Genomic DNA, 25,585 nt, shown 5'->3' on the forward strand with positions numbered 1-25,585 from the left:
ATCCCACGCAGTTGCACAGTAGGCAAGTTCAGCGCGAGGGGAGGAAGCGATGGACGATCACAGCGAACCGACCCATGCCGTCCGCCGCCTGGGGTCCGAGATCGGCGCCACGCTGATCGGGCATGCCGTTCTGGTGGAACGCCTGCTGGTCGCGCTCTTGGCCGGGGGCCATGTCCTGATCGAAGGCCCGCCGGGCATCGCCAAGACCCGCGCCGTCAAGGCGCTTGCGGCGCATCTGCCGGGCAGCCACGCCCGCATCCAGTGCACGCCGGACCTTCTGCCCTCGGATCTGACGGGCACGCAGGTCTTCCGCCCCGAAACGGGCGGCTTCGACTTCATCCCCGGCCCGATCTTCCACAGCCTGGTGCTGGTGGACGAAATCAACCGCGCGCCGCCCAAGGTGCAATCCGCCCTGCTGGAGGCCATGGCCGAGGGGCAGGTGACATCCGGCGGCGTGACGCGGCCCTTGCCCGATCCCTTCATGGTCGTGGCGACCCAGAACCCGATCGAGCACGAAGGCACCTTCCCCTTGCCCGAGGCGCAGCTGGACCGCTTCCTTCTGCACCTGCGGCTGGACTTGCCGGGGGCCGAGGCCGAGCGCGCGATCCTGGACCTGGTCGAGGCCGAGGCGGTCGCCCCGGCCGCGCAGGCGGGCACCATGATCCGCGCCGCCGACCTGGCCCAGGCGCGGACGCAGGTCGCGCGCGTGCATCTGGCCCCGGCGCTCAAGGACTTCATCGTGCGGCTGGTCATGGCGACGCGGGCCGGCGGCGCGGTGGCGGAATGGGTGGAACATCCCGTCTCGCCGCGCGGGACGCTGGCCCTGGCGGCGGGGGTCCGCGCCCGCGCCTGGCTGCACGGCCGCGACCACGGGTTGCCCGAGGATGCCGAGGCGCTTGCCGCCGACGCCCTGTCGCACCGCCTGATCCCCGCCTGGTCCGCCAGCGGCGAAGGCCGCACCGCCCGCGGCATCGTGGCCGAGATCCTGCGCCAGGTGCGCCCGTGGTAGCCTTGCCTGCCGGACTGCCCGATGCGCCGGGCATCCGCCTGACGGCGGCCGAGCTTCTGGCGCTGCGCGATCAGGCCCCCGACCGGGGCCGGCACCGCCCGCTGACCCGCCGTGCGGGCGCGGTGCCGGCGCGGACGCCCGGTGCGGGGATGGACCTGCGCGAAATCCGCGCCTATGTCGCGGGCGACGATCCCCGGCGGCTGGACCCCGCCGCCACCGCCCGCACCGGCCATCCCCATATCCGCAGCCTGCACGAGGATCGCGACGACACGATCCTGTTGGTGGCGGACTTCCGTGCGCCGATGCTGTGGGGCACGGGCGCGGCGCTTCGGTCCGTCCGTGCCGCGCGGCATCTGGCCCAGGCGGGCTGGCGCGTGACGGCGCGCGGAGGTTCGGTCGCGGCGCTGGTGCTGGCGGGCGGGCGGGCGGGCGAGATCGCGGGCGCGGGCGGGGACGGGCACATGTCCGCGATCTGCAAGGCCCTGGCCCACCAGCACGACCAGGCGCTGGCGGCCCCGGCGGTCCCGCCGCTGGCCGAGGGCCTGGCGCGTGTCCTGCGGCTGTCGCCCTCGGGCGGGCAGGTGCTGGTCGCCACCGGCCCCGATGGATGGCAGGGGTCCGAGCCGATGCTGGCGTCGCTGGCCCGTCGCCGGTCCCTGACGCTGGCGCTGATCATGGACGAGGCCGAGTTGCAGCCCCCCGGCCGGTCCCTGGCCGTCAGCGACGGGCATCGCAGCCGCCTGGCCCGGCTGGCGGTTCCCGATCTTGCCGCCGACCTGACCCGCCTGCGCGCCTTGGGCGCCACCGTGACCGAGGTCATGCCATGACGCGCGAGGAGTTGCTGGCCCAGCTTTCGCCGCCGCGCCTGCCGCTGGACATGGCGGTGCTTGGCTGGCGCGAAGGGCTTGCGCTTCTGGGCCTTGGCCTGCTGGCCGGGCTGCTGGTGGCCTTGGCCTTGCGGCCGCTGACGGCCCGCAAGCCGTCGCGCCGCGCCCTGATCCGTGCCACGCGCGGCATGGCGCCCGAGGCCCGCATCCTGGCCATCGCCCGCATTCTGGGCAAGCTTCCAGAACCGCTGCGCGCCGCGGCCTATGGCGCGGTCCCCGCCCCCGACGATGCCGCCATCGAGCGCATCGCCCTGCGCCGGACCCGCCGGGGATGAGCCTTGCCTGGCCCTGGCTGCTGCTTCTGCTGCCGCTGCCGCTGATCGTCCGCCGCCTGCTGCCGTCCCTGGACGTGCCCCGGCCCGCGCTGACCCTGCCGCCGCATCTGCTTCAGGCGGCCCGGCCGGCCCCTGCGGTGCGCAGGCGCGGTCCCTGGCTGGCAGGGCTGGCCTGGATCGCCCTGGTCCTGGCCCTGGCCGGACCCCGGATCGAGGTCGCCAGCGACGTGATCCCGGCATCGGGGCGCGACATCGTGCTGGTCATGGATCTGTCGGGCAGCATGCTGAAGGAAGACTTCTTCCTGGACGACCAGCCCGTCACCCGGCTGGAGGCGGTGAAGCGCACCGCATCTGCCTTTGTCGCCGCGCGGCGGGGCGACCGGATCGGCTTGGTGATCTTTGGCGAACGCGCCTATTTCGCGGCGCCCCTGACCTTCGACGTGGATGCCGTGGCCCGCGCCATCACCGAGGCGCAGATCGGCATTTCCGGTCGCGGCACCGCCATATCCGACGGGCTGGGCCTGGCCGCGAAACGCCTGTCGCGCAGCGATGCGCCCACGCGGGTGATCGTGCTGATGTCGGACGGGGTGGACACCTCGGGGACCGTGCCCGCCATCGAGGCCGCGCGGCTTGCCCATGACCACGGCATCCGCGTCCATTCCATCGCCCTTGGCCCCGAGGATCTGGAAAATCAGCCCCAATCACGCGACGCCGTGGATGTGGCGACCCTGCGCGCGGTGGCCCAGGTGGCGGATGGCGAAAGCTTCCGGGTGCGCGGCACCGACGACCTGCAGGCCGTGGCGGAAAGCCTGGACCGGCTGGAGCCGAACCCTTCGGCCCGCCCGCCGATGCGGCTGTGGCAGCCCCTGTGGGTCTGGCCCGCGACGGTCGCCGCCCTGTGCCTGTTCCTGATCGCGGGGAGGCGGCGCGGATGGACGGGCTGATCCTTCTGCGACCCTGGTGGCTGCTGGCGCTGCTGCCGCTGGCGGGGCTGGTCCTGATGCGGCTGGCGCGGTCACCCGATGCCGGGGGATGGGAAGGCGTGATGCCCCGCGAGATGCTGCGGGCGATGCAGGCGCTGGGGCATCTGGGCGGCCGGCAGCCGTTGTGGATGCGGCTGCTGGTGCCCCTGGCGCTGGCGGTGCTGATCTGCGGGCTTGCGGGTCCGGCCCTGCCGCGCACCGACGCGCCGGTGCTGGCGCAGGCGGATGCGGTGGTGCTGGCGGTGGATCTGTCGCCCTCGGTCGCGCAGGGGGCGGGACTGGATCAGGCCAAGATCGCCGCTGCGGGGCTGGCGCAGGGGTTGTCCGGCCGCCCGGTCGGGCTGATCCTTTATGGCGGCGAGGCGTTCACCGCATCGGCGCCCACGCTGGACATCGCGACATTGCAGACGCAGATCGGCGTCCTGGACGCGGACACCATGCCCGGCAAGGGCAGCCGCCCGGCGGCGGCCATCGGCATGGCGACGCAGATGCTGGCCGGGCTGCCCCGCGCCGATCTGGTGCTGATTTCCGACGGCGGCGGGGTGGACAGCCAGGCCCTGGCCGAGGCCGACCGGCTGGCGGGGCAGGGGGTGCGCATCTCGGCCCTGCGGCTGGACGGGCGCGCGGCGGATGCGCCGCCCCCGCCGGCTCCCGATACCCTGGACCGCCTGCTTCGCGGCGGTGAGGCCGCGTCCTGGGATCAGTCGGACCGGCTGGCGGCGCGGCTGATGCGCAGCGGCGGGTCCGTCCGCGATCCGGTCCTGCAAGCCCTGCAATACCGCGACCTTGGACCTTGGCTGGCGATGCTGGCGCTGCCCGCCCTGCTGGTGATGCTGCGGAGGCTGGAATGAGGCCCCTGCTGGTCGCAATCGCCGGTCTAGCCGCCCTCGCGGTCGCGGGGCCCGGCGCGCTGGGGCGGCTGGCCCTGCATGCCGGGCTGGACCGCCCTGCCGCCTGGCTGTTGTCCGATCCGGCGGCGCGGGGCGTGGCGCTGTATCGGCTGGGCGATCATGCGGGCGCGGATGCGGCCTTTGCCCGGGCGGGGCGGACGCAGACCTATAACCGGGGGCTGTCGCTGGCGGCCCTTGGGGATTACCCGCTGTCGGTCGCCTATTTCGACGCGATGCTGTTTGCCAATCCCGCCGACGAACAGGCGCGGCGCAACCGCGACCTTGTCGCCGCGATGTATCCCCCGCAACGCGGCGATTCCACCGTGCCGGGCCGCATCAAGGGGGCAGGGCGGCTGGACGCGGGGGATATCCCGATCTCGGATCTTCTGGCCAATGCATCGGGACCGGAATGGGAACGGCGGCTGGACGCCAAGGGCCTGGCCGCGACCGACCAATGGCTGGACGCCATCACCGACGACCCGGGCGAGTTCCTGAAGCTGCGCATCCGCGCCGAATTCGACCGGCGCGCCCAGATGGGCCTGATCCGCCCCGAGGAGGGCGATCCATGGTGATCCGCATCATCCTGGCATGGCTGGTAACGGCGGGCGCGGTCCTGGCCCAGGGCGACACGCGCCTGATGATCCTGCACGACCACGGCAACCCGGTCGTGTCGGAAATGGTCGAACTGACGATCCGGGGCGAATACGACCTGACCGTCTCGCTCGAGGACATGCAGTTCCCGAATTCACCCGATTACGACTGGATCCAGATCGCGCGGGACGATTGGCACAAGGATCGCGTGAACGGGCGGCTGTTGCAGATCTTCGAACGCAGGATCGCCTTGTTCCCCCGCCGCGACGGGGCGATACAGGTCGGCCCGATCAGCCACAAGCTGACCTATGTGCAGAACAACGGCCAGCGTGCGGAAACCACCGTCACCGCCGCGCCCATCACCTTGGGGGTCAGGCCCTTTCCCGCCAACACGCCGCCCTTGTCGGCCAGCCGGCTGGTACTGACCGATGAACTCTCTGCCGAACCGGGCCGGTTGAAGAAGGACGAGATCCTGACCCGCCGCGTCACCATCGAGGCGGTCGGCGCCCTGGCCCATCACCTGCCCGCGCGTCCCGACCTGTCCGAACCCTGGCTGATCCTGTTCAGCCAGCCCGAAACCCGCGAAACCGTCCTGACCGAGGCGGGACCGGTCGCACGCGTGGTCTGGGAATGGCAGTTGCGGCCCCGCACCGGCGAACCCGCCATCCTTCATGCCCAGGCCTTCCCCTGGTTCGACACCGACAACCGACAGGTCGAGGTCGCGCCGCTGAAGCCCATCCCCTTCGGCTTTGCGGGCTTCGGGTCGAACTTCGGCGCCTCCGACCAGGTGGCCTGGCGCAACTGGCCCTTGGCCGCGCTGGCCTTGGGCGGGGGCATGGCGGCGTCGCTGGGCCTGATGCTGCACGGCCAGGGATTGCTGCCCGTGGCGGCGATCAGGACGCGCCTCCGCCGCCTGCTGCCCGGACCCCATGCCCGCGCCATGCGCCGGGCAGCCGATGCCGGGGATCTGGCCGCCCTGCGCGACGCCGCCGACCGGCACCTGCGCTGGCGCGGACAGCCCGCGCCGCCGATCCTGGCCGACTTGGACCGACAGCTTTATGCGCCCGATCCCCCGCCCGGCTTTGACGCCCGCCGCTGGCTGGCGGCGTTCAGCCGGACATTGCGACGGGGCTGACCACCTGGGACTTGCCAGTCGTTCCGCCTTGGGCCACCCTGCAGGCCATGCAACCCCGCCCCGACGCGGGGACCAGGGAAACAGGGAACCACCATGAAACATCTTCTGACCCCGCGCGCGATCCTGCTGGCATCGGCCCTGGCCATCGCGCCTGCGGCCTGGGCGGAAACGCCCGCCGACACGCTGGTCGTGGCCGCCGCCATCGACGACATCATCAGCCTGGACCCGGCCCAGAGCTTCGAGTTCTCGGGCAATGACGTGAACCAGAACACCTATGACCGCCTGGTCGATTTCGACCCGCTGGACATGGAAGCGGGCTTCAAGCCGTCCCTGGCCGAAAGCTGGGAAGTGTCCGAGGATGGAATGTCCATCACCTTCACCATGCGCCAGGGCGTGACCTTCCATTCCGGCAACCCGGTCCGGGCCGAGGATGCCGCCTGGTCGCTGCAGCGCGCGGTCAAGCTGGACAAGACCCCGGCCTTCATCCTGACCCAGTTCGGCTTCACCGCCGACAACGTGGAAGAAAAGATCACCTTCGACGACACCAGCCTGACGCTGCACCTGGACAAGCCCTATGCGCCGACCTTCGTGCTGAACTGCCTGACCGCCAACATCGCCAGCGTGGTGGACAAGGAAACGGTCATGGCGAACGCCCAGGGCGATGACCTTGGCAACACCTGGCTGAACACCAACGAGGCGGGTTCAGGCCCCTATGTCCTGGCCGGCTGGCGCCCGAACGAAGCCGTGCAGTTCACCGCCTATGAGGATTATTTCCAGGGCGCCCCCGCGATGAAGCGCGTGGTGGTCCGCAACGTCGCCGAATCCAGCGCGCAGCGCCTGCTGCTGGAACAAGGCGACATCGACGCCGCCCGCAACCTGTCGCCGACCGACGTGGAATCCGTAGGCGCGGTCGAGGGCGTGAAGATCCAGGACGAACCGCGTGGCCGGATCCTGTATATGGGCCTGAACCAGAAGGATCCGGTCCTGTCGAACCCCCAGGTCATCGAGGCGATGAAGCACCTGGTCGATTACGATGGCATCGCGAACAGCTTCCTCAAGGGCACCTTCGTGCCGCACCAGTCCTTCCTGCCCAAGGGATACTTGGGCGCGCTGGAGGATATGCCCTGGACCTATGACGTCGCCAAGGCCAAGGCCCTGATCGACGAGGCGGGGATGTCCGGCAAGACCATCACCACCAAGGTCCGCGACCTGCGCGAATATGTGGACGTGGCCCAGGCCCTGCAGGCATCGATGGCCGAGGCAGGCCTGACGCTGGAAATCCAGCAGATGACCGGTGCGCAGGTGCTGGACGCCTATCGTGCCCGCGACGTGCCGATCTTCCTGGGCGAATGGGGGCCGGATTATTCCGACCCGAACACCAATGCCGCGACCTTCGCCTATAACCCCGACAACAGCGACGAGGCGCAGGCGACCGGCCTTCTGGCCTGGCGCAACGCCTATGAAGTCCCGGCCGAGATGAACGAGGCCACGGTCGCGGCCACCCTGGAACAGGACGCCGACAAGCGCGCCCAGATGTATATCGACATCCAGAAGCAGTATCAGGCCGAGGCCCCCATCGTGCCGCTGTTCCAACGGGTCGAGAACACCGGCCTGCGCGACACCGTGCAGAACTGGAATTCCGGCGGGTCCGTGACCTCGGTCATGTATCGGCAGGTTACGAAGGGCGAATAAGGCTTGGCCGTTTCCGACACCGATGCCGCCGGCCGGGGGACAGCTTTGCCCCCCGCGCCGAACTCTGATGCGCCCAACCACCGCGCCGCCGCCCGTCGCCGCCGCGCGCGCAGCATCGGCGGCACGCTGTTGTCGCTGGCCCTGACCATGCTGGGTCTGCTGCTGGTCACCTTCATCATCGGCCGGGTCATGCCCATCGACCCGGTGCTGAAGGTGGTGGGCGACCGCGCGTCCCAGGCGCAATACGACGCCGCCTATCAGGCGATGGGGCTGGACCAGCCGCTGTATGTGCAATTCGTGCGCTATCTGGGCGATGTGCTGACAGGCGATTTCGGCCGGTCCATTTCCACCGGCCAGCTTGTCGTGGACGACATCAAGCGGGTCTTTCCCGCCACCTTCGAACTAGCGACCCTGGGCACCCTGATCGGCGTGCTGATCGGCGTGCCGCTGGGCGTGATCGCCGCCGCGCGTCGCGGCGGGATCATCGACCAGGTGGCCCGGGTGGTGGCGCTTGTGGGCTATTCCATGCCGATCTTCTGGCTGGGGCTGATGGGGCTTCTGGTCTTCTATGGCATCCTCGGCTGGGTCGGGGGGCCGGGGAGGCAGGGGATCATCTATGACGGGATGGTGCCGACCGTGACCGGACTGATCCTGGTCGATTCGCTGATCGCGGGCGACTGGGGCGCCTTCAAGGACGCGTTTTCCCACATCATCCTGCCCGCCAGCCTCTTGGGCTATTTCAGCCTGGCCTATATCAGCCGCATGACCCGCAGCTTCATGCTGGAACAGCTTTCGGCCGAATACATCACCACCGCCCGCGTCAAGGGCCTGTCCGAACGCGCGGTGATCTGGCGCCACGCCTTCCGCAACATCCAGATCCCGCTGATCACCGTGATCGCGCTGTCCTTCGGGTCGCTGCTGGAAGGATCCGTCCTGACCGAGATCATCTTCAGTTGGCCGGGCCTGGGCCAATACATCACCAAGGCGCTGCTGTCGGGCGACATGAACGCGGTCCTGGGCGGCACGGTGGTCGTCGGCACCTGCTTCGTGGTGCTGAACCTGTTCAGCGACATCCTGTATCGCGTCCTCGACCCGAGGTCGAAATGAACCAGGCCAGACCCGCCCCATCCCGAAAAGAATGGCTGCTGTCGGATGCGCCCCAGACCCGCAGGCAGGCGCGGCTTGGCGCGCTTTATCAAGGCTGGCTGACCTTCCGGGGCAACAAGCTGGCGATGCTGGGGCTGATCGTGCTGGTCGGGCTGATCGGCATGGCGATCTTGGCCCCCTGGATCGCGCCGCAAAGTCCCTTTGCCCAGAACCTGGCGAACCGGCTGCAGCCGCCATCCAGCGAACACTGGCTGGGCACCGACGCGCTTGGCCGGGACATCCTGTCCCGCCTGATCCACGGCTCGCGGATCACCCTGTTCATCGTCGGCACCGTGGCGCTGATCGCGCCGATCATCGGGCTGTTCATCGGCACGGTGGCGGGTTTCGCGGGCGGCTGGGTGGACCAGGTGCTGATGCGGATCACCGACATCTTCCTGGCCTTCCCCAAGCTGATCCTGGCCCTGGCCTTCGTGGCAGCCCTGGGTCCCAGCATCGGCAACGCGGTCCTCGCGCTGGCCCTGACCGCATGGCCGCCCTATGCCCGCCTTGCACGGGCCGAGACGCTGACCGTGCGCAATGCCGACTTCATCGCCGCCGCGCGCCTGCAGGGGGCGGGTCCCCTGCGCCTGCTGATCAGGCATGTCTGGCCGCTGTGCATTTCCTCGCTGATCGTGCGCGTCGCGTTGGACATGGCGGGGATCATCCTGTCGGCGGCGGGCCTGGGCTTCCTGGGCCTTGGCGCGCAGCCGCCGATGCCGGAATGGGGGGCGATGATTTCCGACGGGCGGACCTATATCCTGGATTTCTGGTGGGTTGCCGCCATGCCGGGGATCGCGATCTTCATCGTCTCGATGGCCTTCAACCTGCTGGGCGACGGCTTGCGCGACGTCCTGGATCCCAAAGGGGCCAAGGAATGACGCTGCTGTCCGTCCGCAACCTGCGCGTGACCTTCCCCACTCGCCAGGGCACATTCGAGGCCGTGCGCGGCGTCAGCTTCGACCTGGGCCGCGAACGGCTGGGCGTGGTCGGCGAATCCGGGTCGGGCAAGTCGATGACGGGCCGTGCGATCCTGGGCCTTGTCCGCCCGCCCGGGCGCGTGACCGCCGACCGAATGGCGCTTGAGGGCCAGTCGATCCTGAACCTGCCCGAACGCCGGATGCGCAAGATCCGGGGCAGGCGGATCAGCATGGTCATGCAGGATCCCAAGTTCAGCCTGAACCCGGTGATGACCATCGGCGACCAGATCGTCGAGGCCTATCGCCTGCACGCGGGCGGCAACCGGGCCGCCGCCCGGCAAAAGGCGCTGGACATGCTGGCCGCCGTCCAGATTCGCGATCCCGAACGGGTCATGGGCGCCTATCCGCACGAGGTGTCGGGCGGCATGGGCCAGCGGATCATGATCGCGATGATGCTGGCCCCCGACCCCGAGATCCTGATCGCCGACGAACCCACCTCGGCCTTGGACGTGTCGGTCAGGACCGAGGTTCTGAACATCATGGACCGGCTGGTCCGCGACAGGGGCATGGGGCTGATCTTCATCAGCCACGACCTGAACCTGGTCGCGCAGTTCTGCGACCGCGTGCTGATCATGTATGCGGGCCGGATCGTGGAGACGCTGGCCGCACGCGACCTGCACCAGGCCCGCCACCCTTATACCCAAGGCCTGCTGAACAGCCTGCCCCGCCTTGACGCGCCGGTGGGCCGCCTGCCGGTCCTGCAGCGCCAGGACAGCTGGCGCAACGGCGACACGATCACCGAAAGCCTGGAAACCGAATTTCCGGGTGGCCTCTGATGCTTCTCTGTTGTCCAAATACCCAATCCCGCCGGAGCCGCCCATGCTGACGGTCGATCACCTGAACGTCTGGTTCGGCCACCATCCCGACCGGGTGGACGCCGTGCAGGACGCCAGCTTCAGCGTCGCCCAGGGCGAAAGCTTCGGCCTTGTGGGCGAATCCGGGTCGGGCAAGTCCACCATCCTGCGCGCCATCGCCGGGCTTATCGACACCTGGTCCGGCACCATCAACGTCGCGGGCAGGCCCCTGACCGCGCGCAGACGCGACCGGGCCTTCTATAAGACCGTGCAGATGGTTTTCCAGGATCCCTATGCCAGTCTGCATCCGCGCCATTCGGTCGATGCCGTGCTGTCGGAAACGTTGCGCCTGCAGGGGATGGACGACATCGACCGCCGCATCGCGCGGCTTCTGGACGATGTGGGCCTGGGTCGCGGCTTCCGCTTCCGCTATCCGCACCAGTTGTCGGGCGGACAGCGCCAGCGGGTCGCCATCGCCCGCGCGCTTGCCGCCGAGCCGCGCCTGCTGCTGCTGGACGAACCCACCAGCGCGCTGGATGTCAGCGTGCAGGCGGAAATCCTGAACCTGCTGGCCGACCTGCGCGCCGAACACGGCCTGACCTATGTGATGGTCAGCCACGACCTGGCCGTGGTGGGTCATATGTGCGACCGGCTGGCCGTCATGCAGGGCGGCCGCATCGTCGAGGTGATGGAGGTTGGCGCCCTGCGCCAGGGCACCGCGCGCCAGGATTATACCCGGCAGCTGATCGCCGCGTCCCAGGGCTATGCCCGCGCCTGACCCGCTTGCGTCCCTGTGTGCTATCGCTAACGTGCGCGCGACAGCAGGAAAGGATGCACCATGAAGCGCGTGACACTGGGTGGCAGCGATGTCGAGGTCAGCGAGATCTGCCTTGGAACCATGACCTTCGGCAACCAGACCCCTGAATCCGAGGGCCATGCCCAGATGGACCGCGCCCTGGATGCGGGCATCACCTTCATGGACACGGCCGAGATGTATCCCGTGAACCCCGTCCGGCGCGAAACCATCGGCCTGACGGAAACCATCCTCGGCAACTGGCTGGCCCGCAGCCGCAATCGCGACCGGGTAGAGATCGCCACCAAGATCACCGGTCCCAGCCAGATGGTCCGCGATGGCGCGCCTTTCGACGGCGGCACCGTGGCCGCCGCCATTGACGCCTCGCTGAAGCGGCTGCAGACGGATAGGATCGACCTTTACCAGATGCACTGGCCGGTGCGCGGCAGCTATGCCTTTCGCCAGAACTGGACCTACGATCCCTCGAAGCAATCCAAGCAGCGGACGCTGGACCACATGGCCGATGTGCTGGGGGCGCTGTCGGATGCCCGGAAGGCGGGCAAGATCCGCGCCCTGGGGCTGTCGAACGAATCCGCCTGGGGCCTGGCCCGCTGGTGCGACATGGCCGACCGGCTGGACGCGCCGCGCATGGCAGCGATCCAGAACGAATATTCGCTGCTTTATCGCCTTTATGACACCGACCTGGCCGAAACGGCCGTGAACGAGGATGTGACGCTGCTGGCCTATTCCCCGCTGGCCGCGGGTCTGCTGACCGGCAAGTATTCCGGCGGCGCGGTGCCGGAAGGCAGCCGGGCGGCTGTGGACAAGGCCACGGGCGGGCAGGGCAACCTGGGCGGGCGCAAGACGCCGCAAGCCATCGCCGCGACCGAAGCCTATCACAGGCTGGCGGCGGATCACGGCTGGGACGGGGTCCACATGGCGATCGCCTGGCAACTGACCCGGCCCTTCAAGGTCGTCCCGATTATCGGGGCCACGCGGATGGACCAGTTGGACCACCTCCTTGCGGGTCTGGGCAAGCCCTTGCCCGACGATCTGCGCAAGGCCATCGACCGGCTGCACAAGCAGTATCCGCTGCCCTATTGATGAACCGCCGCCATCCCCTATCTTCTTGAACACAGGCGATGAAATGGGGGAACAGGTGATGGCGGGCAATCCGTATGAAGCCTTGGGGCTGACGAAATCGGCGACCGATGCCGAGATCAAGAAGGCCTATCGCCGGATCGCCAAGTCGGATCATCCCGACCTGAACCCCGATCCGGCGGCGACTGCCCGCTTCAAGGCCGCGTCCGCCGCCTATGACCTGCTGAAGGATCCCGAACAGCGCCGCCGTTTCGACGCCGGGGAGATCGACGCCCAGGGCCAGGAACGCGCGCAGCGCCGACCGTGGCGCGACCATGCCGAGGCGGCGGGCAACCCCTATGCCCGCAGCTATGGCTTCGAATCCGATCCCGACCTGTCGGGCGTTTTTTCCGACCTGTTCGGGCGGCGCGGCTTTGGCGGCTTCGGCGGCTTCGGTCGTGGCCCCGAGGATCCGCGCGATTTCCATGTGCGCGGGCAGGATTACCGTTTCTCGCTGCAGGTGGATTTTCTGACCGCCGCCAAGGGCGGCAAGACCCGTATCACCCTGCCCGAAGGCGGCGACCTGGAGGTGACGATCCCCAAGGGCACCCGCGACGGCCAGACCATCCGGCTGAAGGGCAAGGGCGGGCAGGGCCTGGGCGAGGGCGGGCCGGGCGACGCCTATCTGACGATCAGCGTGGCCCCGCATCCCGATTTCCGGCGCGAGGGCGACGACATCCTGTTGACCCTGCCGATCAGCTTGGACGAGGCTGTCTTGGGCGGCAAGGTCGCGGTCCCGACCATCGACGGGCCGGTCAACCTGACCATCCCCAAGGGCGCCACCAGCGGTCAAAAGCTGCGGCTGCGCGGGCGCGGCATCAACGGGGGCGACCAGCAGGTGGAACTGAAGATCGTGATGCCGCCCAAGGTGGACGACGATCTGGCCCGCTTTTTCCAGGAATGGCGCAAGAACCATCCCCATGATCCGCGCGCAGGCATGAAGATGGGGGGCAAGTGACATGACCCGTCATTTCTCGGAAACCGAGGTGGTGGCGATCCTGGACGACCTGAACCCCGCCCGGCTGCGATCCTTCGTGGCCGCCCGCGTCGTGACCCCCCTGCAGACCCCCCAGGGCCAGGCCTTCAGCGAGGCGGATCTGGCCCGGCTGCAACTGCTCTGCGACCTGTCCGAGGTTTATGACCTGCCCGACGATGCGCTGGCCATGGTCATGTCGTTGATCGACCAGTTGAACACCGCGCGCGGCGACATGCGCGCGCTGATCCAGGCCGTCGCGACCGAACCCGACGAGGTGCGCGGCCGCATCATGACCCATGTCCGCAGCATCAGGGTGACGGGCAGGGGCTGAGGTGTTTCAACGCCGCCGATAAACTGCCCGTCGATCTTGCAGATTGTGCATGACATCTGGCCGCGCTAAGGCAGTCCCATGTCCCGCTACCTGCCCCATATCGCCGCGACCCTGTCGCTGGGCCTGCCGCTGATCGGCAGCCATCTGGCGCGCATGGCCATCGGCGTGGGCGATACGGTGATGGTCGGCTGGTACGGGGTCGAGGCCCTGGCGGGCCTGGTCATCGCCACGTCCTTTTTCCACATCCTGTTCTTCCTGGGCATGGGGTTCGGCACCGGCGTCCTGGGCCTGATCGCCACCGCCATCGCCCGCGGCGACGAGACCGAGGTGCGGCGCGAGACCCGAATGGCCCTGTGGCTGTCCAGCGGCTTCGGTCTGGCGGTCATGCCCTTGATGTGGTTTTCCGAACCGATCCTGTCCGCGCTGGGGCAATCCCCGGTCGTCGCGGCCTATGCCCAGGAATATCTGCGCATCGCCGGCTGGGGCCTGGCGGTCGTCCTGTGCCAGTTGACGCTGAACTCCTATCTTGCGGCGATGGAGCGGACGCAGGTGGTGATGTGGGTGACGCTGGCGGGCCTGCCGGTGAATGTCGCGCTGAACTGGGTCCTGATCTTCGGCAACCTGGGGGCGCCGGAACTGGGCGTCGCGGGTGCGGCCATCGCCAGCCTGACGGTGCAGTGCCTGCAATTGGTCCTGCTGGTGACCTATGCGGCCTGGCTGCCGATGGCGCGCAAGTACAACCTGTTCCAGCGCCTGTGGCGGCCCGACTGGTCGGCGCTGCGCCGCGTGGCCTCGATCGGGCTGCCCATCGGCCTGACCATGGTGGCCGAGGGCGGGTTGTTCGTCGGATCGAACATCATGATGGGCTGGATCGGCACGCAGCAGCTGGCAGCGCACGGGATCGCGCTGCAGATCACCTCGATCGCCTTCATGGCGCATCTAGGCCTGTCCAATGCCGCGACGATCCGCGTGGGCCAGGCCAAGGGGCGCAACGATCCCGCCTTCATGCGCGACGCGGCCATGACCGTCACCTGGATGTCGCTGGCCTTTGCCTGCTTGACCATCGTGCTGTTCCTGACCGCCGCCGTGCCGCTGGTGCGGCTGTATCTGGACCCCGCCGATCCCCAGGCCGAAGCCATCATCCGCATCGGCGCGGGCCTGCTGTTCTTCGCTGCCCTGTTCCAGCTTGCCGACGCGCTGCAGGTGCTGGCCCTGGGCTTCCTGCGGGGCGTCCACGACACGCGCGTGCCGATGATGATCGCGGGCTTCAGCTATTGGGTGGTGGGAATGCCCGTCGCCTGGGGGCTGGCCTTTCCGCTGGGCTTCGGCCCCGCCGGGCTGTGGCTGGGACTTTGCGCGGGGCTGACACTGGCCGCCGCGCTGCTGCTGGCGCGGTTCTGGCAGGGACACGCGCGCGGGGTCTGGACCCGTCCCGCCACCGCGGTCTAACCTGCGCCCGATTGCAAAAGGAGACTGCCCATGCGACCCGTCTTCGTCCAGTTCCGCTGCGAGCCCGGCAAGACCTATCAGGTCGCCGAGGCCATCTATGACCGCGAAGTGGTCAGTGAACTGTATTCCACCTCGGGCGATTACGACCTGATCGCCAAGGTCTATATCCCGGAAGACGAGGATGTGGGCCGCTTCCTGTCGGACAGGCTGTTCGACATCCCCCATATCAGCCGCACGCTGACCACCATGACCTTTCGCGCCTTCTGATGATCCGCCTTGCCCCGATCCCGGCGGGCCTGCCCGCCACCGTTCCCTTTGTCGGGCCGGAAACCCTGGAACGCCAGTCCGGCCGCCCCTTCGCCGCCCGTCTTGGCGCCAATGAAAACGGCTTCGGCCCAAGCCCGCGCGCCCTTGCCGCGATGCAGGCGGCTGCGGGCGAGATCTGGAAATACGGCGACCCGACCAGCCACGACCTGATCCAGGCCCTTGCCACCCATCACGGCGTCCGGCCGGAAAACATCGTGGTGGGCGAGGGGATCGACGGGTTGCTGGGCCTGCTGGTGCGACTGACCGTCGCGCCGGGCGACGTGGTCGTCACCTCGGACGGGGCATACCCGACCTTCAACTTCCACGTCGCGGGCTTCGGTGGCAGCCTGGACAAGGTGCCATACCGAAACGACGCCGAGGATCCACAGGCCCTCCTGGACCGCGCCCGGCAGGTGGGGGCGCGTCTGGTGTATCTGGCCAATCCCGACAACCCCATGGGAAGCTGGCACCAGGGCACGGTGATCCGGGCGATGCTGGACGATCTGCCCGAAGGCGCGCTGCTGATCCTGGACGAGGCCTATGCCGAATTCGCCCCGGCCGATGCCATCCCGGACATCGCCGCCGACGATCCGCGCGTGATCCGGATGCGGACCTTTTCCAAGGCCTATGGCATGGCGGGGGCACGGGTGGGCTATGCCATCGGCCACCCGGACCTGATCGCCGCCTTCGACCGGGTTCGCAACCATTTCGGCGTGAACCGCATCGGCCAGGCAGGCGCGCTTGCCGCCTTGCAGGACCGTGACTGGCTGGCCCGGACCGTAGCGCAGGTGGCGACCGCCCGCGCCCGGATCGGCGCCATTGCCGGGGACAACGGCATGACGGCGCTGCCTTCGGCCACCAATTTCGTGGCCGTCGATACGGGTCGCGACGGCGCCTTCGCCCGTGGCCTTGTGGATGCGCTTGCGGCCCAGGGCGTGTTCATCCGGATGCCCGGCACAGCGCCCCTGAACCGCTGCATCCGCATCAGCTGTGCGCCCGACGCCGAACTGGACAGCCTGGCCGAGGCCTTGCCCCGGGCCATCGCGACGGTCAGTCGCGCATGAAGCGGCGCCGGGCTTCCTCGGCGATGGCCTGGCGCATCTGAAGCCGCGCGATCTCGGCCAGAAGGGCCGTGCGTTCGGGACCTTCCGGCAGGCTGGCCAGGCGTTCCTGCGCGGCGATAACCTGCTTTTTCAGCACGATCTCCTCGGGCAGGACACCGGCTTGGGCCATGATGCGAAAGCCCACCGCGGTGCCGTCCTCGCCCGCCGGGCGGTCGGGCAGGGGCTTTCCCTCGCCTTCAAGGCCCGAAAGCTTCCCCTCGGCCCTGGCCTTCAGCATCATCCGTTCGGCGATCCGGTCCAGCCAGCCCATCCCGGCACCCCCTGAAGCCTTGTTTCGGTCCCCGGCCCAGCACCGGGGGCCGAGGCGTATTGTCACATCGCGGCCAACTGCACCAAGGCCGCCTTCAGACGCGCGATGTCGTCGTCAAGCGCCGCAAGCTTGTCGCGGGTTTCCTCGATCACTTCAGGTTCGGCGTTCTCAACAAACTTGGGATTGCCAAGCCGCTTGCGCAGACCGTCTGCGTCCTTTTCGGTCTTGCCGACGGCCTTCTGCAGACGCGCGGTTTCGGCCGAAACGTCGATCACGTCGCCGATGGGCAGGGCAAAGCTGGCCCCCTGCGCTGCGACCGCAATCATGCCCTTTCCCGCCACGCCATCGATCGGCGCGTTGACACGGGCCAGACGCTCGATCAGCGGCCCATTGGCGGTCAGCGCCGCGCGTGCGGCGGCATCGGCCTCGGTCACGATCAGGTCCAGCTTGGCGCCTGCCGGAACGCCCATCTGGGCACGGGCGGAGCGCACCGCCTCGATCAGCGAAATCACCCAGTTCATCTGGCGGTCGGCATCCGCGTCGATCAGTTCGGCGCCATAGTCGGGCCAGTCGCCATGGACCAGCATCTTCGACCGATCCCCGGTTAGGGACCACAGTTCCTCGGTCACGAAGGGCATGATCGGGTGCAAGAGCAGATAGCACTGGTCCAGCACCCAGCCCATCGTGGCGCGGGTTTCGTCGGCATACTCGCCGTCGAACAGGGGCTTGGCGAATTCCACATACCAGTCGCAGACCTTGCCCCAGACAAAGGCGTAAAGCCCGTTCGCCGCGTCATTGAAGCGATAGCTTGTCAGCGCCTCGTCGGTGGCAAGGCGGATGCGCGCGACCTCGCCGATGATCCAGCGATTCACGGTGTGGCTGGGCTGGGGCAGGGCGCCGCCGCCGCGCACGCCGTTCATCTCGGCAAAGCGCGTCGCGTTCCAGATCTTGGTGACGAAGTTGCGCGCGCCCTCGACATGCTTCGGCCCCAGCTTGGGGTCGCGACCCATCGCGGCCATGCCGGTCAGTGTCATGCGCAGCGCGTCGGCGCCGTATTCGTCGATCAGCGACAGGGGATCGATGACGTTGCCTTTCGACTTCGACATCTTCGCGCCCTTTTCGTCCCGGACAAGTCCGTGGACATAAACGGTGCGGAAGGGCACGTCACCCGCGACCTCAAGCTGCATCATCATCATCCGGGCGACCCAGAAGAAGATGATGTCGAAGCCGGTGACGAGAACATCGGTCGGGAAATACCGGCGCAGTTCCGGCGTGTCCTCGGGCCATCCCAGCGTGCCCAGCGGCCACAGGCCCGAGGAAAACCAGGTGTCCAGCACGTCCGGGTCGCGCCAGACCGGATAGACCAGCCGGGTCGGATCCTGGGTCAGGTTGTAATCGGCCAGACCACGCGCGAAGGCGTCGATGGCGGCCTCGCGGTCCGTGCATTCGACGATGCGGGCGATTTCCAGCGGTTGCGGCAGACCGGCGATGGCGTCGCGGAACCGTTCCGCGACATCGGTGAAATTCGCCGCCGCCTGCTGGATTTCGCCGCGATGGACCAGGCCTTCTTCCAGTAGCGCGAAGATTTCCACGTCGTCCAGTTCGCCGTCGCGATCGTCATCGACCTGGCCTTCAAGCGACAGGTCGAGACCATACCACACCGGGATCTGGTGGCCCCACCAAAGCTGGCGGCTGATGGTCCAGGGCTCGATGTTTTCCAGCCAGTTGAAATAGACCTTCCGGTGCTGCTCGGGCAGGATGCGGGTCCGGCCGTCGCGCACCGCATCAAGGGCCGGGCCGACGATCCGGGCAGTATCGACGAACCACTGGTCGGTCAGCATCGGCTCGATCACCACGCCGGACCGGTCGCCGAAGGGCTGCATGATGGGCTTCGCCTCGACCACGGGGCGGCGTTCCAGATGCTCTGCCCCGGTTTCCTTGTCGATTTCCTTGTGCAGATAGGTGACGGCAAGACCTTCGGCGTTGATCTGGTCAACAACCTGGCGCCGCGCCTCGTACCGGTCCAGGCCGCGCAGATCCTCGGGGACCAGGTTCACGTCCGACACGTCGCCCACATCCTCGCCCCGCGCGGCGCGGGTCGCGATGGCGGCGCTGTCGGCATAGGACAGCCCATCGGCGCGCATCGCGCCCTTGGTGTCCATCAGCGCATAAAGCGGGATGTTGTTGCGCGTCGCCACGCCATAGTCGTTGAAGTCATGCGCCCCGGTGATCTTGACCGCGCCGGATCCGAAGTTCGGGTCGGGGTATTCGTCGGTGATGATCGGGATCAGGCGGCGGTGTTCGCGCGGCCCCACGGGGATCTCGCACAGCTTGCCGACGATGGGGGCATAGCGCGCGTCGTCGGGGTGGACGGCCACCGCGCCGTCGCCCAGCATGGTTTCGGGCCGCGTCGTGGCGATGCTGATATAGTCGCGCGTCTCGCGCAGGGTGACGTTCCCGTCCGCGTCGCGTTCGACATATTCATAGGTCTCGCCCCCCGCCAACGGGTATTTGAAATGCCACATGTGGCCCGGAACCTCTCGGTTCTCGACCTCGAGATCGCTGATCGCGGTCTCGAAATGCGGATCCCAGTTCACCAGCCGCTTGCCGCGATAGATGATGCCCTTGTCGTAAAGGTCCAGAAAGACCCGGATCACAGCGTCGTGGAAATTGCCTTCCTCGCCCGCAGGGGCGCCGGGCGCGCCCGACATGGTGAAGGCGTTGCGCGACCAGTCGCAGGATGCGCCCAGGCGCTTCAACTGGTTGATGATCGTGTCGCCGGATTCCCGCTTCCAGTCCCAGATCTTGGCGGTAAAGGCCTCGCGCCCGATGCTGCGACGGTCGGGTTCCTGGCGCTGCGCCATCTGGCGTTCCACGACCATCTGGGTGGCGATGCCCGCATGGTCCTGGCCGGGCTGCCACAGCGTGTCGAAGCCGCGCATCCGGTGCCAGCGGACCAGGATGTCCTGCAGCGTGTTGTTGAAGGCGTGGCCGATATGCAGGCTGCCGGTGACGTTCGGCGGCGGGATCATCACGGTGAATGTTTCGGACCGTCGGGCATTGGCCCCGGCGGCGAATGCGTTCGCCCGTTCCCACTGGGCGCTGATCCGCGCCTCGGCGGCCTTGGCGTCAAAGCTTTTGTCCATGCTCATGTCGGCAGATCCCCTTCGCTTGGGGATGGATTAGCGAAAGAGGGGACAAAGGCCAAGAGAGGCGGTGCAGCCTTATCCGGCGGCCCTTGCGCCGTCCGCCGCGCGCCAATGCGCCATCTGAGAGGCCAAGGCCTTGCGGAAGGCGGGCCGGTCCGTGGCGCGTTCGACATAGGCCGCAAGCTGGTGCAGGTCGTCCAGCAACCCGTTCTGCGCCGGAAGGCGCAGGATGTCGGCCATCAGCAGGTCGGCCACGGTGAAATCCTTGCTGGTCAGCCAGGGCCGGTCGCCAAGGGCGGCCTGCACTTGGGCAAGCCGCTGCCGCACCAGGGGTTCGCGACGGGCGGCATGGGCGTCATCCTTGTCGAAGAACCTGGCCAGGATCCAGGCCATGATGAAGGGCTCGACGCTGTTCAGCGCGGCGATCAGCCATTGCTGGACATGGGGTCGCTGCGCGGCGGGCATCAAGGCCGTGCCTTCCGCCAGGTGCAGCAGGATCGCGCCGGATTCGAACAAGGTCAGGTCGCCATCGCGGATAAAGGGCACCTGGTGGAACGGCTGATGGGTGATCGGCCGTGCGATCCTTCAGCGGCACGGTTTCGACGGCATAAGGCCGCCCCAGTTCCTCCAGCAGCCAGCGCACGCGGATGTCGCGCACGAAGCCGCGGGGGAAATCGGGCACCCAGTCATAGGTGGTCAGCACCAGGGTCATGGCGTCTCCTCCAGCGGGCCGACCACGGCGAACCACGCGCCCTGCGGATCGGTGGCGACGGCGATATGGGCGCCGCCCGGGACCGGGGTCGGACCATGCTGGACGCTGCCGCCCCCGTCCCGGATGCGCCGGGTGGCCGCATCCACGCCGTTCACGCCGAAATAGACCAGCCAGACGGGCCGCGGCGCATTGCCCAGCCCCATCATGCCGCCGATATCCGCGCCATCATGGCTGAAAAGCTGGTATGTGCCCATCGGCCCCATGTCCATCGCCTGCGATTTCCGCCAGCCGAAGACGCGGGCATAGAAGTCGAAGCCCGCGACAGGATCGGTGGACATCAGTTCGGTCCAGTTGCCGTGGCCTGCCTTCTGCTGGTCGAAGGCGCGCGTCTCGTTCCCGTCTTTCATCGGCAGGGGGGCCAGGATGCCGAAGGCCGCGCCCTGCGGGTCCGAGGCCACGGCGAAGCGGCCGGTGCCGGGAATGTCGGTCGGTTCGACATGGATCCGGCCGCCTGCCGCGCGAATGTCGCGGGCCGTGGCATCGGCGTCCTCGGTCCCCAGATACAGGGTCCAGTTCGGCGGCATCCCGTCCATGCCGTCGGGGATCTCCATCAGGCCCGCCACCAATTGATCCTCGGCACGCGCAAGGTGATAGGCAAAACCCTCCATCCCGCTGTCGCCGATCTGCCAGCCCAGGACGCGGGCGTAGAAATCTTCCGCCTGGGCAAGCTGGTCCTTGGCGGTGGTCAACTCGAACCAGACGGGATGGCCATGCAGGCGGGGCATCAGCGGCCCCCCGTCTTGCTGTCGAAGACGGGCGTGAAGCCGCCCCAGAACATCCGCATTCCGTCGAAGGGCATGTCCGGCATGTCCATGTCGGCCATCTCGGCCTCCATCTTGCGGCTGGCCTCGTCGCAGGTCTCGCGGTCGGGCCATTCGATCCAGGAAAACAGCGGCACCTCGCCATCCTGGGCCTGGGTGGCGCGATAGAAGTCGGTCTGCTTGCCATGGGGCACGTCCTCGCCCCAGCATTCGACCTGATAGGTCGCGCCCATGCGCCGGAACATCTCGGTCGCGCCGTTGGCCATGTCGATATAGGCCTGCTTCCGGCCCTCGGGCGCGGCCAGGACGAAGCCCTGGACATAGCTGCCGGGCCTGCTTTCGCCCACCTGGACGATGGGCGCGAATCCGCCCCAGAACATGCGCGCGCCGTCGAAGGGCATCTCTGGCATCTCGTGCAGGTCGTCGCCGCCTTCCATGCTGGCCCAGGCGGCATCGCAGGTTTCCTTGTCGGGCCATTCGACCCAGGAAAACAGCGGCACCTCGTCGTCCCTGGCCTGGGTCGCGCGATAGAAATCGGTCTGCTTGCCGTGCTTCACGTCCGTGCCCAGACATTCGACCATGCGCAAGGCGCCGCGTTTCTGGAACCAGGGCCAGCCGGCCTTGGCATGGGCGATGAAGGCGTCCCTGTTCGACTGGGGGACCGCTGCGACGAAACCCGAAACATAGGTCATGACATTCCCTCCCGTTCAGCCCCTTGGGGCAGATGAGTCGCAGCCTGTCAGTTGCAGTATGAAAAAGCAACTGATACTCTGAGGCCATGAACAGGACAGGCCAGACCCCGCGCATCCGCTATGACGAAGGATGCCTTGCAGCCCATGCGCTGAACGTCGTCGGCGACCGATGGGCGCTGCTGGTCGTGCGGGAACTGATGCTGGCGCCCAAGCGGTTCCAGGCGATCCGCCACGGATTGCCGGGCGTCACGGCGGCGGTGCTGACGCAGCGGCTGGCGCAACTGATCGACGCAGGCGTGGTCACGCATGACGGCGGGCTGTATGGGCTGACCGATTCCGGGCGCGGCTTGATGCCGGTGCTGCAGGCGATGTGCCGCTGGGCCGCGCTGCATCCGGGCCATGATCCGCGCCGCTTCATCAGCCCGGCGGCCCTGGTGATCTCGATGACGGCGATGATGCTGCCCAATGACGCGCAGGCGACGGCGGGCATGGAGATGGGGCACGAAGCCTTTACCCTGTGCCTGGCGAATGGCGTCCTGCACCCCCAGGCCGGGGCAGGGGCTTCGGATTTCACGCTGTCGGGCAACGGCAACAGCCTGGCGCGCGCGGTCTATGGCCCGGTGCCGCTGGCCCGGCTGGCCCAGGACGGGGTGATCGGACTGGCGGGCGATGCGCAGGCCGCCCAGGATTTCGTGGACCTGTTCCGGCTGCGCTAGACGCTTATACCGCCCGGTCCATCTTGGTGGTCAGGTGGATCAGGCTTTCCGACGACCGCACCCCGTCCAGGGCGCCGATGCGGTCCAGCGCCTCGTCCAGTTCGGCGGTCGATCCGCTGACGATCTGGACCAGCAGGTCGATCCGCCCGCTGGTGGTATGGATCCGTTCGACCTGCGGCATCGACTTCAGCCGCGACAGGACCGCGGGCTGGCTGCGCGGTTCGATGGCCAGAAGCACGGTGGCGCGGATACGCCCCAGCCTGGCCGCGTCGCCCAATCTCAGCGTATAGCCGGCGATCGCGCCCGAGGTTTCCAGCCGTTCCAGACGCGCCTGCAGCGTGGATCGCGCGACCTTCAGCCGCCGCGCCAGCACCGCGATCGAGGTGCGGGCGTCCTGCGACAGCAGCGCCACGATGTTGCGATCCAGGTCATCCATCGCTGTAATCCGGTGCTTTCGTCAAATTGACATGAAGTTCGTCATAATAACCGGTACAGGGCGCGGATCTACCCTTTTCATCGGTGAAATTGGAACCGAAAAGCGCCACCTTGGGTTGGGGGGCTTCATGCCCGCGACCCGATCACATCGAACGCGCGAAAGGATCCCGTGCAATGGGGACACAGAAGACCGTCTGGGACAATCCGGCCGAGATCATCCGCCATCTTCAGCCCGACCATCCGGTGATGGCCTTCGCGCCCACGGTGTTGCAGGACCGGGCGCGGCAATTCCTGACGGGCTTTCCGGGCCTTGTGACCTATGCCGTGAAATCCAACCCCGATGAGGCCGTGATCCAGAACCTGGTGACTGCCGGCATCCAGGGCTTTGACGTCGCATCTCCGTTCGAGATCGACCTGATCGGCCGCCTGGCCCCCCGCGCGGCGCGCCATTACCACAACCCCGTCCGGTCGCGCCGGGAAATCGCCCATGGCGTGCGCGAAGGCATCCTCGCCTGGTCGGTGGACAGCCGCAGCGAGCTGGACAAGCTGTTCGAACAGGTGCCGACCCATGTGGACGGGCAGGGGGTCGAGATCTCGCCCCGCTTCAAGCTGCCGGTGCTGGGCGCGGCCTATGACTTCGGTTCGAAATTCGGCGCGACGCCGGACTTGGCGGCGGATCTGCTGCGGCTGGTGGCGGAACGGGGCTATGTCGCCTCGCTGACCTTCCATCCGGGCACGCAATGCACCGACCCCATCGCCTGGGAAAGCTATATCCGCGTCGCGCGCGAGATCTGCGACATGGCGGGCGTCCGGGCGCATCGGCTGAACGTCGGCGGCGGCTTTCCGTCGCATCGCGTCGTGGGCGTTGAACCCGACCTGCAGTCGATCTTCACCAAGATCGGCGACACGGTGTCCGAATGCTTCGGCGATGATGCGCCGGCCCTGGTCTGCGAACCGGGGCGCGGCCTTTGCGCCGATGCCTATGCGCTGATCGCCCGCGTCAAGAGCGTGCGCGACGGGGCCAATGTGTTCCTGAACGACGGCGTTTATGGCGGGCTGGCGGAACTGCCGATCATCGGCAACATCGACCGGATCGAGGTGCTGACCCCCCAGGGCAAGCCCCGCACCGGCGACCGCAACGGTCGCGTGATCTTCGGGCCGACCTGCGATTCGGTGGATCGTCTGCCGGGCGAACTCGGCCTGCCCGACGACATCGCCGAAGACGATTACGTCATCTTCCACGGCGCGGGCGCCTATTCGGTGGTGACCAACACCCGCTTCAACGGCTTCGGCGCCATGACCCGTGCCACGGTGATGGGCTTCGAATAGGCCACATCTTCTGTGTGCAAATATCCTCCGGGGGTCGGGGGGTGGAAAACCCCCCGTCGCCACGATGCGGTTCAGGCCACCGCGCCCAGGTTCAGCGGCTCGACCCCAAGCGCCCCGCAGACCGCCAGCGTCAAATCGGGCCGATTCAGCGTATAGAAATGCAGCCGGTCCACGCCGCCGTCCAGCAGGGCGCGGCACAGATCCGCGCAGACCCGTTCCGACAAGGCGCGTTCCGCCGCCGGACCTTCGGCGGCGGCTTTCGTGAACGCCTCCTCGGCCCAGCCCGGCACGCTGGTGCCGCAGGTCGCGGCGAAGCGTTTGGCCCCGGCCCAGCCCTGGATCGGCAGGATGCCGGGGATGATCGGCGCGTCGATGCCCGCCGCCGCGCATTTGTCGCGAAAGCGGAAGAAGGTATCGGCATCGAAGAAGAACTGCGTGATCGCGCTGGTCGCGCCCGCCTCGATCTTGCGCTTCAGCCAGAAGACGTCGGCATCGGTGCCGCTGCTGTCCGGGTGCGGTTCGGGATAGGCGCCGACGCGGATCGTCATGTCGCCGCGCGCGGCGATCGCCTCGATCAGTTCGACCGTGTTGGTGAAACCGTCAGGATGCGGGGTGAACCGGTCCTGCCCCTTGGGCGCATCGCCGCGCAACGCCACGATTTCCCGGATCCCGGCTTCGGCATAGGCCTGCACGATCTCCATCGTCTCGGCCCGCGTGGCCTCGACGCAGGTCAGGTGGGCGGCGACGAGGATGCCGTAATGGCGGTGGATCGTCGTCACCGCCTCATGCGTCAGCTTGCGGGTGGTGCCGCCCGCGCCATAGGTGACGGACACGAAATCCGGGGCCAGCGGCGCCAGGCCCCGCGCGGTCTCCCACAGCCGGAAGGACGCATCCAGCGTCTTCGGCGGAAAGAACTCGAAGCTGATCTTGGGGCGGGACATGGCGATTCCTTTGGCTTTGGCCGCTTGTGCCACGCGCCCGGC

27 protein-coding genes are annotated in these 25,585 nt (G+C 68.0%); 20 read left to right on the top strand and 7 right to left on the bottom strand.

Annotated elements, in window-relative coordinates; genetic code table 11:
• The first annotated feature begins 49 nt into the window (after nucleotides 1–49).
• The 18 genes from IEX25_RS01735 to IEX25_RS01820 all read left to right on the top strand — a co-directional run bounded on the left by IEX25_RS01735 (nucleotide 50) and on the right by IEX25_RS01820 (nucleotide 16,438).
• A complete protein-coding gene (locus IEX25_RS01735) occupies nucleotides 50–1,009 on the top strand; it encodes an AAA family ATPase (RefSeq protein ID WP_188713776.1) in 960 nt (319 codons plus the stop codon).
• Entirely contained in the window at nucleotides 1,003–1,836 is an 834-nt protein-coding gene (locus tag IEX25_RS01740; protein WP_229664991.1) for a DUF58 domain-containing protein, read from the top strand. The genes IEX25_RS01735 and IEX25_RS01740 overlap by 7 nt, the downstream gene beginning before the upstream one ends.
• Complete coding sequence (locus IEX25_RS01745) at nucleotides 1,833–2,171, top strand: hypothetical protein (RefSeq protein ID WP_188713777.1); 339 nt, start codon at nucleotides 1,833–1,835, stop codon at nucleotides 2,169–2,171. The genes IEX25_RS01740 and IEX25_RS01745 overlap by 4 nt, the downstream gene beginning before the upstream one ends.
• Nucleotides 2,168–3,115, top strand: a complete 948-nt coding sequence (locus IEX25_RS01750) for a VWA domain-containing protein (protein WP_188713778.1) — start codon at nucleotides 2,168–2,170, stop codon at nucleotides 3,113–3,115. The genes IEX25_RS01745 and IEX25_RS01750 overlap by 4 nt, the downstream gene beginning before the upstream one ends.
• Nucleotides 3,103–4,005: a vWA domain-containing protein gene (locus IEX25_RS01755; RefSeq protein WP_188713779.1), complete on the top strand. Its 903-nt coding sequence runs from the start codon at nucleotides 3,103–3,105 to the stop codon at nucleotides 4,003–4,005. Before IEX25_RS01750 ends, IEX25_RS01755 begins: the two co-directional genes overlap by 13 nt.
• A complete protein-coding gene (locus tag IEX25_RS01760) occupies nucleotides 4,002–4,616 on the top strand; it encodes a hypothetical protein (RefSeq protein WP_188713780.1) in 615 nt (204 codons plus the stop codon). The genes IEX25_RS01755 and IEX25_RS01760 overlap by 4 nt, the downstream gene beginning before the upstream one ends.
• A complete protein-coding gene (locus IEX25_RS01765; RefSeq protein ID WP_188713781.1) occupies nucleotides 4,610–5,770 on the top strand; it encodes a BatD family protein in 1,161 nt (386 codons plus the stop codon). The genes IEX25_RS01760 and IEX25_RS01765 overlap by 7 nt, the downstream gene beginning before the upstream one ends.
• Nucleotides 5,771–5,863: 93 nt before the next feature.
• Nucleotides 5,864–7,462, top strand: coding sequence for an ABC transporter substrate-binding protein (locus tag IEX25_RS01770; RefSeq protein WP_188713782.1), 1,599 nt, complete (start codon nucleotides 5,864–5,866; stop codon nucleotides 7,460–7,462).
• A 114-nt stretch (nucleotides 7,463–7,576) separates the two neighbouring features.
• Entirely contained in the window at nucleotides 7,577–8,569 is a 993-nt protein-coding gene (locus tag IEX25_RS01775) for an ABC transporter permease (RefSeq protein WP_268236120.1), read from the top strand.
• Nucleotides 8,566–9,486: a nickel transporter permease gene (nikC, locus tag IEX25_RS01780; RefSeq protein ID WP_188713783.1), complete on the top strand. Its 921-nt coding sequence runs from the start codon at nucleotides 8,566–8,568 to the stop codon at nucleotides 9,484–9,486. Before IEX25_RS01775 ends, nikC begins: the two co-directional genes overlap by 4 nt.
• Nucleotides 9,483–10,361, top strand: a complete 879-nt coding sequence (locus IEX25_RS01785) for an ABC transporter ATP-binding protein (protein WP_188713784.1) — start codon at nucleotides 9,483–9,485, stop codon at nucleotides 10,359–10,361. The genes nikC and IEX25_RS01785 overlap by 4 nt, the downstream gene beginning before the upstream one ends.
• Before the next feature lie 43 nt (nucleotides 10,362–10,404).
• Nucleotides 10,405–11,157, top strand: coding sequence for an ABC transporter ATP-binding protein (locus IEX25_RS01790; protein ID WP_188713785.1), 753 nt, complete (start codon nucleotides 10,405–10,407; stop codon nucleotides 11,155–11,157).
• Between the two features lie 60 nt (nucleotides 11,158–11,217).
• Nucleotides 11,218–12,276 carry an aldo/keto reductase gene (locus IEX25_RS01795; protein ID WP_188713786.1) on the top strand — a complete coding sequence of 353 codons (1,059 nt, stop codon included), beginning with the start codon at nucleotides 11,218–11,220 and terminating at the stop codon, nucleotides 12,274–12,276.
• 25 nt (nucleotides 12,277–12,301) lie between these two features.
• Nucleotides 12,302–13,270 carry a DnaJ C-terminal domain-containing protein gene (locus tag IEX25_RS01800; protein WP_308421422.1) on the top strand — a complete coding sequence of 323 codons (969 nt, stop codon included), beginning with the start codon at nucleotides 12,302–12,304 and terminating at the stop codon, nucleotides 13,268–13,270.
• Between the two features lies 1 nt (nucleotide 13,271).
• A complete protein-coding gene (locus tag IEX25_RS01805; RefSeq protein ID WP_188713787.1) occupies nucleotides 13,272–13,619 on the top strand; it encodes a hypothetical protein in 348 nt (115 codons plus the stop codon).
• 78 nt (nucleotides 13,620–13,697) lie between these two features.
• Entirely contained in the window at nucleotides 13,698–15,068 is a 1,371-nt protein-coding gene (locus IEX25_RS01810; RefSeq protein ID WP_188713788.1) for an MATE family efflux transporter, read from the top strand.
• A 30-nt stretch (nucleotides 15,069–15,098) separates the two neighbouring features.
• Complete coding sequence (locus IEX25_RS01815) at nucleotides 15,099–15,335, top strand: Lrp/AsnC ligand binding domain-containing protein (protein ID WP_103171752.1); 237 nt, start codon at nucleotides 15,099–15,101, stop codon at nucleotides 15,333–15,335.
• Nucleotides 15,335–16,438, top strand: a complete 1,104-nt coding sequence (locus IEX25_RS01820; protein ID WP_188713789.1) for a pyridoxal phosphate-dependent aminotransferase — start codon at nucleotides 15,335–15,337, stop codon at nucleotides 16,436–16,438. The genes IEX25_RS01815 and IEX25_RS01820 overlap by 1 nt, the downstream gene beginning before the upstream one ends.
• Here the strand turns inward: IEX25_RS01820 and IEX25_RS01825 are convergent.
• From IEX25_RS01825 to IEX25_RS01845, 5 genes are all read right to left on the bottom strand, one after another.
• Entirely contained in the window at nucleotides 16,425–16,748 is a 324-nt protein-coding gene (locus IEX25_RS01825) for a DnaJ family domain-containing protein (RefSeq protein ID WP_188713790.1), read from the bottom strand. The genes IEX25_RS01820 and IEX25_RS01825 overlap by 14 nt on opposite strands.
• A gap of 62 nt (nucleotides 16,749–16,810) precedes the next feature.
• Nucleotides 16,811–19,900 carry a valine--tRNA ligase gene (locus IEX25_RS01830; RefSeq protein WP_188713791.1) on the bottom strand — a complete coding sequence of 1,030 codons (3,090 nt, stop codon included), beginning with the start codon at nucleotides 19,898–19,900 and terminating at the stop codon, nucleotides 16,811–16,813.
• A gap of 72 nt (nucleotides 19,901–19,972) precedes the next feature.
• On the bottom strand, nucleotides 19,973–20,443 hold the full coding sequence (locus tag IEX25_RS01835) for a glutathione S-transferase family protein (RefSeq protein ID WP_229664992.1): 471 nt from the start codon (nucleotides 20,441–20,443) through the stop codon (nucleotides 19,973–19,975).
• Between the two features lie 162 nt (nucleotides 20,444–20,605).
• Nucleotides 20,606–21,394 (bottom strand): VOC family protein, encoded by a 789-nt coding sequence (locus IEX25_RS01840; protein WP_188713792.1) that lies wholly within the window; start codon nucleotides 21,392–21,394, stop codon nucleotides 20,606–20,608.
• Complete coding sequence (locus tag IEX25_RS01845; protein WP_188713793.1) at nucleotides 21,394–22,122, bottom strand: DUF1428 domain-containing protein; 729 nt, start codon at nucleotides 22,120–22,122, stop codon at nucleotides 21,394–21,396. The genes IEX25_RS01840 and IEX25_RS01845 overlap by 1 nt, the downstream gene beginning before the upstream one ends.
• An 86-nt stretch (nucleotides 22,123–22,208) precedes the next feature.
• Here IEX25_RS01845 and IEX25_RS01850 point away from each other — a divergent pair, with 86 nt between their 5' ends.
• Entirely contained in the window at nucleotides 22,209–22,838 is a 630-nt protein-coding gene (locus tag IEX25_RS01850) for a winged helix-turn-helix transcriptional regulator (protein ID WP_188713794.1), read from the top strand.
• 4 nt (nucleotides 22,839–22,842) lie between these two features.
• On the opposite strand, the gene IEX25_RS01855 is transcribed toward IEX25_RS01850, so the two are convergent.
• Complete coding sequence (locus IEX25_RS01855; RefSeq protein ID WP_103171745.1) at nucleotides 22,843–23,274, bottom strand: Lrp/AsnC family transcriptional regulator; 432 nt, start codon at nucleotides 23,272–23,274, stop codon at nucleotides 22,843–22,845.
• A gap of 173 nt (nucleotides 23,275–23,447) precedes the next feature.
• Here IEX25_RS01855 and IEX25_RS01860 point away from each other — a divergent pair, with 173 nt between their 5' ends.
• Nucleotides 23,448–24,602, top strand: coding sequence for a type III PLP-dependent enzyme (locus tag IEX25_RS01860; protein WP_188713795.1), 1,155 nt, complete (start codon nucleotides 23,448–23,450; stop codon nucleotides 24,600–24,602).
• Between the two features lie 71 nt (nucleotides 24,603–24,673).
• Here IEX25_RS01860 and metF read toward each other — a convergent pair whose 3' ends face one another.
• Nucleotides 24,674–25,543, bottom strand: coding sequence for a methylenetetrahydrofolate reductase [NAD(P)H] (gene metF / locus IEX25_RS01865; RefSeq protein WP_188713796.1), 870 nt, complete (start codon nucleotides 25,541–25,543; stop codon nucleotides 24,674–24,676).
• Nucleotides 25,544–25,585: the final 42 nt, after the last annotated feature.

The organism is Paracoccus acridae (assembly GCF_014642735.1).
Lineage (GTDB): Bacteria > Pseudomonadota > Alphaproteobacteria > Rhodobacterales > Rhodobacteraceae > Paracoccus > Paracoccus acridae.